Source organism: uncultured Ruminococcus sp. (assembly GCF_946415235.1).
Classification (GTDB): Bacteria; Bacillota; Clostridia; order Oscillospirales; family Ruminococcaceae; genus Ruminococcus.
In genome coordinates this window covers 1-8,292 of sequence record NZ_CAMKRR010000121.1, presented here as the reverse complement: position 1 = coordinate 8,292, position 8,292 = coordinate 1, and the positions used below count along the sequence as shown (strand labels likewise).

Below are 8,292 nucleotides of genomic sequence, written 5' to 3'. Positions count from 1 at the left end.
ACGAGCCTCAGTACGAGAAGAAGGGCTTCCTTGAAATGGGCGTATCACCTATCGACGCTCCCGACAAGCCCACATATATCACACTCCACTTCGAGAAGGGCGTTCCCACACAGCTTGACGGCAAGACACTCAACGGCGTTGAGATGGTATCAGCTCTCAACAAGCTGGGCGGTGAGAACGGCATCGGTCTTGCAGACCTCGTTGAGAACCGTCTCGTTGGTATGAAGTCAAGAGGCGTATATGAGACTCCCGGCGGCGCTATCCTCTATCACGCTCACGAAGTTCTCGAGACTATCACTCTTGACAAGGAGACTGCACGTATCAAGCAGTACCTCAGCATCAAGTTTGCAGATATCGTATATAACGGTCAGTGGTACACACCTCTCCGCGAGGCTATGAGCGCTTTCGTAAGCAAGACTCAGGAGAGAGTTACAGGTGACGTAAAGCTCAAGCTCTACAAGGGCAACATCATCAATGCAGGCGTAACTTCACCATATACACTCTATGATGAGGAAGTTGCTACATTCGATGAGGACGAGGTATACAATCAGGCTGACGCAGCAGGCTTCATCAACCTCTTCGGTCTCCCGATAAAGGTAAGAGCTCAGCTTGACAAGAAGAGAAACAACAAGTAAAAGCTGTTTCTATCAGATATGTAAATGTTTCAGGCAGGGGAGCCTTCTCCTGCCTGTTACGATTTTTTTATAATGCATAATTCGTAATGCGTAATGCATAATTGAAGTGTATTCCGAATCAATAATTATGAATTATGAATTGAAGGAAAGGAGAATTACAATGGTGAAGATAAGGCTCATGACCATCAACGACTGGAAAGGCGTTGAGGAGGTATGGAAGGAACATGAAGGCACTAATCCCGTGGACGACTGCGAGGAAGGCTTCACAAGATATCTTAAGCGCAATCCCGCTACAAGCTTTGTGGCTGTGGACGGCGACAGGATAATCGGTACTATACTGGCAGGTCATGACGGCAGACGCGGATTCTTTCACCATGTTGTAGTTGCTCCCGAGTACAGGAAATGCGGCATAGGCGAGGACTTGGTAAATCACGCTATGGAGGCTCTCGAAAAGGAGGGCATACAGAAAACGGCTCTCGTTGTTTTTGAGTATAACGAGCTGGGCAACGGCTTCTGGGAGCACATCGGCTTCACCACAAGACCCGACCTTGTTTACCGCAACAAATACGTAAAATAATATGGATAAATTCATGGAAACAGCCATTGACGAGGCTCGTACAGGCATAAATGCAGGTCACGGCGGTCCCTTCGGCTGCGTTATCGTAAGGGACGGTAAAATTGTCGGCAGAGGACACAACGAAGTCGTAAAAAGACACGACCCCACCTGTCACGGCGAGGTAATGGCTATACGGGACGCCTGTAAAAATCTCGGCACTCACGACCTCAAAGGCTGTGAGCTCTACACTACCGCGGAGCCCTGCCCCATGTGTGCGGGAGCGATAATGTGGGCGAATATCAAAAAGGTCTATTACGGCTGCAATATAAACGATACCGACAGGATAGGCTTCCGCGACAAGGTGTTTTATGAGGCTCCCGAAGATATCTCCGAGGAGCTCCACCGTGAGGAATGTCTTGAAGTATTCGCCGAGTATCAGGCTTTGAGGCACAAGAAGAATTATTGACCTGTAGGGGCGCACACTGTGCGCCCGTCAGTGAACGTATAAATTGCGGGCGAACGCTGTTCGCCCCTACAATACGGACTTATGTGCGGAACGCCGAGGGCGGCGTTCCCTACAATCGTTTCAACAAACGTTAAGGAGAAATAAACTATGGCAGATATGATGTGGGCAGGAAGATTTTCAAAGCAGGTTGACGCAGGAGTCAACGCCTTCAACTCTTCCATTGCCTTTGACGGTCGTATGTACCGCCACGATATACAGGGCAGTATCGCCCACGCCACTATGCTGGGAGACTGCGGCATAATCACAAAAGAGGACAGTCTCGAAATTATCGGGGGACTGAAAGGCATACTTGCCGATATCGACAGCGGAAAACTTGAGCTAGACCCAAATGCGGAGGATATCCATATGTTCGTTGAAGCTGAGCTCACAAAGCGCCTCGGCGATGTGGGAAAGAGACTCCACACCTCACGTTCGAGAAACGATCAGGTGGCAGTTGATCTCAGACTTTACCTCCGCGACGAGATAGACGAGATATACGCTATGGTAAAGGAGCTCGCCGTTACTCTCGTGAAAATGGCTAAGGAGCACACCGAGACCGTAATGCCCGGATATACCCACTTGCAGAGAGCTCAGCCCATAACTCTCGCACATCACCTTATGGCTTATGTATGGATGCTTCTCCGCGATATGGAAAGATTGCAGGATACCGCAAAGAGAATGAACTACTGCCCTCTCGGCAGCGGCGCTCTTGCAGGTACTACCTATAAAACAAACAGGAAGCAGACCTCGGAGCTCCTCGGCTTTACAGCTCCCATGCCCAACAGCCTTGACGGAGTTGCGGACAGGGATTACTGCGTTGAGCTGAACTGCGCTCTGTCGCTGCTCATGACACACCTTTCAAGATTTTCCGAGGAAATAATCCTTTGGTGCTCGTGGGAGTTCAAGTTCGTTGAGCTTGACGACGCATTCGCTACAGGCTCGTCCATAATGCCGCAGAAAAAGAACCCCGATGTTACGGAGCTCATCCGCGGAAAGACGGGCAGAGTCAACGGCGACCTCATGACCCTCCTCACAATGATGAAGGGACTGCCCCTTGCATACAATAAGGATATGCAGGAGGACAAGGAAGCTATATTCGACGCAGTTGACAACGTAAAGCTCTGCGTAAAGACCTTCACTCCCATGCTTGCCACTATGCGCGTTCTCAAGGATAACATGAGGAACGCTGCCGCAAGAGGCTTCATAAACGCTACGGACTGCGCCGACTACCTTGTGAAGAAGGGTATGCCTTTCCGTGACGCATACAAGATAACAGGTACTCTCGTTGCACAGTGCATACAGAAGGGGCTCACTCTTGAAACTCTGCCCCTTGACGATTACAAGGCAATGACAGACCTCTTTGCTGAGGACGTTTACGAGGCTATAAGTCTTGATACCTGCGTCCGCGAGCGCAAGTCCGAGGGCGGTCCGTCCCCTGACGCTGTAAAGGAACAGATAGCTCTTGCAGAAAAGGCGCTGGGACTCTGAAATGAAGAAAAAGGATATAACCTTTATCATAGGACTGTCCATATTCATGGGAGTGATATGGGTAGTAGGTGAGATAATAATGGGGCTGTGGCTGGCAGTAAGGCCGAGGACCCATATAGTATGGTTCGCTGTGGTCGCTGCCATAACGCTGGGACTGAGCATATGGCATTCGATGATAGAGGACAGATCGGGACTTACAGACCCAAAGCGCGAGAAATACGAGCGCAAGGTCAATAAGCGGAAGGAAAAGAACTAAGAGCTTAGAACAAAGAACTTGGTTTCTGATACGATTTGGTTTGAAATAAATAGTCTTAGTTCTCAGATCTTAGGTCTTAGTTCTAAGTCAAAACGGAGGAATTTACAATGTCAGTAAAAATATACATTGACGGTCAGGAAGGCACTACGGGCCTTAAGATACAGGAGCGCTTCAAGGAAAGAAAAGACCTTGAGATAATGAAGATCAGCGAGGAGCTGAGAAAAGACCCGGCCGAACGTGCAAGACTTATCAACAGCGCAGACTATGTATTTCTCTGCCTGCCCGATGCCGCTTCCATAGAGGCTGTATCGTTTATAGACAAGGATAACGACCATGTGCGTATCATCGACGCTTCCACGGCTCACCGCACAAATCCCGACTGGGCTTACGGCTTCCCCGAGCTCTCTCCCGAGCACAGGAGAAAGATAGAGACTTCAAACAGGGTCGCTGTTCCGGGCTGCTATGCCAGCGGATTTGCTTCCATAGTGTATCCTCTTGTGAACAACGGCATAATCCCTGCGGACTATCCCGTGTTCGCCTACGCTACTTCGGGCTACAGCGGAGCGGGCAAGAAGGCTATAGCAGTATACGAGGGCGAGGACAAGCCCTTTGAATTCAACAGCCCGAGACAGTACGCCCTCTCTCAGCAGCATAAGCATCTGCCCGAGATGAAAGCGGTGTCGGGACTGACATACACTCCTATGTTCAATCCTATGGTGTGCGACTACTTCAGCGGCATGGTAGTGAGCGTACCTTTGCAGACAAGAACTCTTGACAGGAAAGTGACTGCACAGCAGGTGCATGAGATGTATGCAAAGCACTACGCAGGCGCAAATATGATAGAGGTGATGCCGCTCATGTCCGCGGAGGAGCAGAAGAGCTTCTTCCTTGCGTCAAACACACTCAGCGGACAGAACAAATTACAGGTGTTTGTTTTTGGCAATGACGAACAGATACTTCTTTGCTCTCGCCTTGACAATCTCGGAAAGGGAGCAAGCGGTGCTGCGGTACAGTGCCTTAACATAATGATGGGAATAGACGAAACAACAGGACTAATATGAGCTATTACAATTATTTTCTGGGGGGAAAGTAAAATGAGCAAGACACTTAGGGAGATCTATGAGTACGATCTTATCGAGGACGACGGTGTAGACTATACCGTTGACGAATGGTTCAATACCATAATGGAAAAAACGAAGGATCAGCTGAATGTATCCGACGTGAGCAGGATGCTCCGTCAGAAGATATGCTCGCGCGTTGCCATAAAAAGAGCTATCGAAATGCTCAGCGACGATCCTTTTGTAGGCGAAATGTTCGAGGGACAGCTGATGTTCAACCTTTATGCGGGCAAGGAAAAGTACCTGAGACTTTTCTATACGCAGATGGAGCCTGTTCTCGAAAAGGCAGGCATCATGGCAAAGGCGCATCACTGGGCTTCTGAGGACGAAAAAAATGAATATATAGATATTGTTGCGAAATTCGCACAGAAGATCAAGGAGGAAACTGATGAAGCTTGTTGAACTTAAAGGACTCACCTTTGTAGAGGGCGGTGTATGTGCTGCAAAGGGATTCAGAGCAAACGGAGTGCAGTGCGGACTGGCGCACAAGCCCCTCGGGGATATGACAGAGGCTAATGCTGCCGCAAACAATGCCATTCCCACAGCAAAAAAGAAAAACGATCTCGCACTTATCGTCGCGGACAAGGAGTGCAGCGCTGCTGCTGTATATACCACGAATAAGGTAAAGGGAGCTCCCATACTCGTAACAAAGGAGCATCTGAGAAACGGTAAGGCAAGAGCTGTTATCGTAAACTCGGTAAACGCCAACACCTGCAATCCCGACGGCGTTGAAAAGGCCACAAAAATGTGTCAGCTTGCGGCAAAGACTCTCGGCATAGACGAAAACGACGTTATCGTTGCTTCCACAGGTGTTATCGGACAGGTCCTTCCCATCGAACCTATCGAAAAGGCTATGGACGGTCTTGCAGAGGGACTTACCTATGACGGCAACAAGCGCGCTCTTGAGGCTATCATGACTACGGATACTCAGGAAAAGGAAATAGCCGTACAGTTCGAGCTGGGCGGAAAGACCTGCACTCTGGGCGGTATGCTCAAGGGCAGCGGAATGATACACCCGAATATGGCTACTACACTTACGTTCCTTACTACAGACGCGGATATAACTCCCGAAATGATGCAGCGCGCCCTTGATGATATAATCAGGGTAACTCTCAACAGAGTAAGTGTTGACGGAGATACCTCCACAAACGATATGGTATGCATCATGGCTTCGGGAGAGGCAGGAAACGAGACCGTTACCGAGGAAAACAGCGAGTTCGAGAAGTTCAGACACGCTCTTTACGGCATACTCATGAACCTTGCGAGAAAAATGGCAAGAGACGGCGAGGGAGCTACAAAGCTCGTTGAGTGCTGCGTAAGAGGAGCTGACAGCGACGAGATCGCAGAAAAGGTTGCTAAGTCCGTTATCGGTTCGAGCCTTATCAAGGCTATGATATTCGGCGAGGACGCCAATGCGGGCAGGATTTACTGTGCTGTAGGCTATGCGGACGCTAACTTTGACATCTCAAAGGTAGACGTTGAAATGGCTTCAAGCGGCGGAGTTCTTCCTCTCGGACGCAAGGGCAATGTTATAGAGTTCTCGGAGGAGCTTGCAAAGCGCATACTCAGGGACGAAGAGATACAGATACTCATTTCCATGGGTGACGGAAAGGGCAGAGCCATCGCATGGGGCTGCGACCTCACCTATGACTACGTAAAGATAAACGGCGATTACAGAAGCTGATACATAGCTGGATGATATGGGGGGTGATCGTGTGTTCGGCAGAAGAAGAGATGAAGACTACGATGAATATAATGAAAAGTATGCAAGTAAATATGATGATGACTATATAGCTCCGTCACATGATTACCGCAAGGAGTGTACCCACAGCCATGAGCAGACCTATGAGGACATGGACGACCTGTGGGAGTGCAGGCACGATCACGAGCAGACTTATCAGAACGTCACCGAAGTAAGGGAATGCGATCACAGTCACGAACAGACCTACGACGACGCGGACTACGAACAGCGCCCCTATGACAAGGCGGCTGCTCAGCGGCAGTCCTATGCAGGCAATACTGATCTGGAAGCCGTTTTCGCACCGTATCTTGCTCAGGGCGAGCATCTCCTGTGGGCAGGCGGAAAGGGCAGTCTCGAACAGCTGAATGAAAAGCCGCATAAAGAGATCACGGTCAATCCTATGCCGATCGTATTTATAATAATAGGATTAATATTTATGTTCACGTGTATAGGTGCTGTTGTGGGCATAGTACTTTTGATTATCGGTATTGCTTTGCTTGTAAAGGACGATAACGGCTTTATGGCAGTGACTGATCGGAGACTGATAGTTCGTGTGTACAACACCTCTCAGAATATATGGCTGAATACAATAAAGGATATATCCGTTGTATCGAAAAAAGGCAATATGGGAAGACTGCAGCTTATGCTGGACGAACAGTCTGTAAGCTTTGACCTGAACAGAAGAGCTTCAGACATAAAAAGCGGCAGTTCGAATTACTATTTTTCTCCTGCTGTAGAAAATCCCGAAAGAGTAAAGCAGATAATAGAGGACGCTATCCTGAGAGCAAAAACAAATAATTTTAATTGACACGGTATCTGAAAAGGCGGTGAGGCGATGTTCGGAAAAAAAGATGAATATGACGGTTTCGGCAATTACCGTCAAAGCGATGATTACGGGTATAATCAGGGAACAAATACCGATGATGCGAAGCGTATCTTTCAGCCTTTTCTTGAAGAAGGCGAGGTAATACTGTGGTCAATGTGCAGCGGCAATGGCAACGCCTCTGCTCAATTCCCTGCGGAAAGTGATGAACCCCAAAGCTCAGCAAGGGAAATGCAATATGCTAAATTAATATCGGCAATCAAGACACCTATCGGAGTTATTTTGCTCATTTTCGTCAGTTTAACATTGTCATTTATCGGTGTGTTTTTATTTTGTTTTGCTTCAGTGATTATGAATGTACTTAAGTTCATTTTGGTGGCTGCAGTATTGGTGCTTTTAATATGGTATGCGGAAAAAGGCAACAAAAATGTGAGTTATGCTATAACTGACAGAAGACTTGTTAAGTATGCATATTCACAATTCAATGAGGTGCGTTTAGAAGATATTAAAAAAACAAAGGTTGTTATAGGCAACGAAAATAAAGGAAAAGTTATCGCAACAGGGTTACTCCTGCAGGTCATTATTCCGGACGTGGAAGACCCTTATAGTGTGAAAAACATACTCGATAATGCTATAGATAACTGCGAATTCAATCAATCTCAATGTTAAAAAGGAAGTAAGGAAAATGGAAAAGATATCAAATAATGACAAGTCGCAGGTGCTTATCGACGCCCTGCCCTACATACAGAAGTACAATAACAAGATACTTGTTATCAAGTACGGTGGAAACGCCATGACCAACAAGGAGCTCAAGGACGCCGTAATGACGGATATCGTCCTCCTTTCGCTGGTAGGCGTGAAGGTGGTGCTGGTACACGGCGGCGGTCCCGAGATAAGCGATATGCTCAAGAAGCTCAACATCGAGAGCCGCTTCGTGAACGGTCTGAGATATACTGACGACGCCACCGTTGACGTGGTAAAAATGGTGCTCTCGGGCAAGGTAAACAAAGAGCTTGTACAGCTCCTTGCACAGCATAAGGGCAGCGCTGTGGGACTTTGCGGTATAGACGGCGAAATGCTCGTAGCCGAAAAGAAAAAGACCGACGACGGTCAGGACCTGGGCTGGGTAGGCGAGATAACAAAGGTCAACACAAAGCCTATCACAGACGC

Annotated in this window: 10 protein-coding genes and 1 pseudogene; all 11 read left to right on the top strand. The window is 48.2% G+C overall.

The features are described from left to right. A pseudogene (locus Q0R37_RS14165) lies at window positions 1–635 on the top strand (argininosuccinate synthase domain-containing protein); the annotation flags it as partial. Window positions 636–795: 160 nt separating this feature from the next. Next, complete coding sequence (locus tag Q0R37_RS14160) at window positions 796–1,212, top strand: GNAT family N-acetyltransferase (protein WP_294755212.1); 417 nt, start codon at window positions 796–798, stop codon at window positions 1,210–1,212. Window position 1,213: 1 nt separating this feature from the next. Beyond that, a complete protein-coding gene (locus Q0R37_RS14155; protein ID WP_294755211.1) occupies window positions 1,214–1,657 on the top strand; it encodes a nucleoside deaminase in 444 nt (147 codons plus the stop codon). Window positions 1,658–1,804: 147 nt separating this feature from the next. Beyond that, complete coding sequence (gene argH / locus Q0R37_RS14150) at window positions 1,805–3,184, top strand: argininosuccinate lyase (RefSeq protein ID WP_294755210.1); 1,380 nt, start codon at window positions 1,805–1,807, stop codon at window positions 3,182–3,184. Window position 3,185: 1 nt separating this feature from the next. Continuing rightward, complete coding sequence (locus Q0R37_RS14145) at window positions 3,186–3,440, top strand: hypothetical protein (RefSeq protein WP_294755209.1); 255 nt, start codon at window positions 3,186–3,188, stop codon at window positions 3,438–3,440. 107 nt (window positions 3,441–3,547) lie between these two features. Next, on the top strand, window positions 3,548–4,501 hold the full coding sequence (argC, locus tag Q0R37_RS14140; RefSeq protein ID WP_294755208.1) for an N-acetyl-gamma-glutamyl-phosphate reductase: 954 nt from the start codon (window positions 3,548–3,550) through the stop codon (window positions 4,499–4,501). A 33-nt stretch (window positions 4,502–4,534) separates the two neighbouring features. After that, the gene (locus Q0R37_RS14135; RefSeq protein WP_294755207.1) at window positions 4,535–4,960 is read left to right on the top strand and encodes a contact-dependent growth inhibition system immunity protein; all 426 of its coding nucleotides are present in this window, start codon (window positions 4,535–4,537) and stop codon (window positions 4,958–4,960) included. Next, window positions 4,947–6,242, top strand: a complete 1,296-nt coding sequence (argJ, locus tag Q0R37_RS14130) for a bifunctional glutamate N-acetyltransferase/amino-acid acetyltransferase ArgJ (RefSeq protein WP_294755205.1) — start codon at window positions 4,947–4,949, stop codon at window positions 6,240–6,242. Before Q0R37_RS14135 ends, argJ begins: the two co-directional genes overlap by 14 nt. A gap of 31 nt (window positions 6,243–6,273) precedes the next feature. Next, window positions 6,274–7,107, top strand: coding sequence for a DUF308 domain-containing protein (locus tag Q0R37_RS14125; RefSeq protein WP_294755204.1), 834 nt, complete (start codon window positions 6,274–6,276; stop codon window positions 7,105–7,107). A 27-nt stretch (window positions 7,108–7,134) separates the two neighbouring features. Next, complete coding sequence (locus Q0R37_RS14120; RefSeq protein ID WP_294755203.1) at window positions 7,135–7,791, top strand: hypothetical protein; 657 nt, start codon at window positions 7,135–7,137, stop codon at window positions 7,789–7,791. Between the two features lie 16 nt (window positions 7,792–7,807). Further along, window positions 7,808–8,292 (top strand): acetylglutamate kinase (gene argB, locus Q0R37_RS14115; RefSeq protein WP_294755201.1); only part of this gene is annotated, 485 nt, incomplete at its 3' end.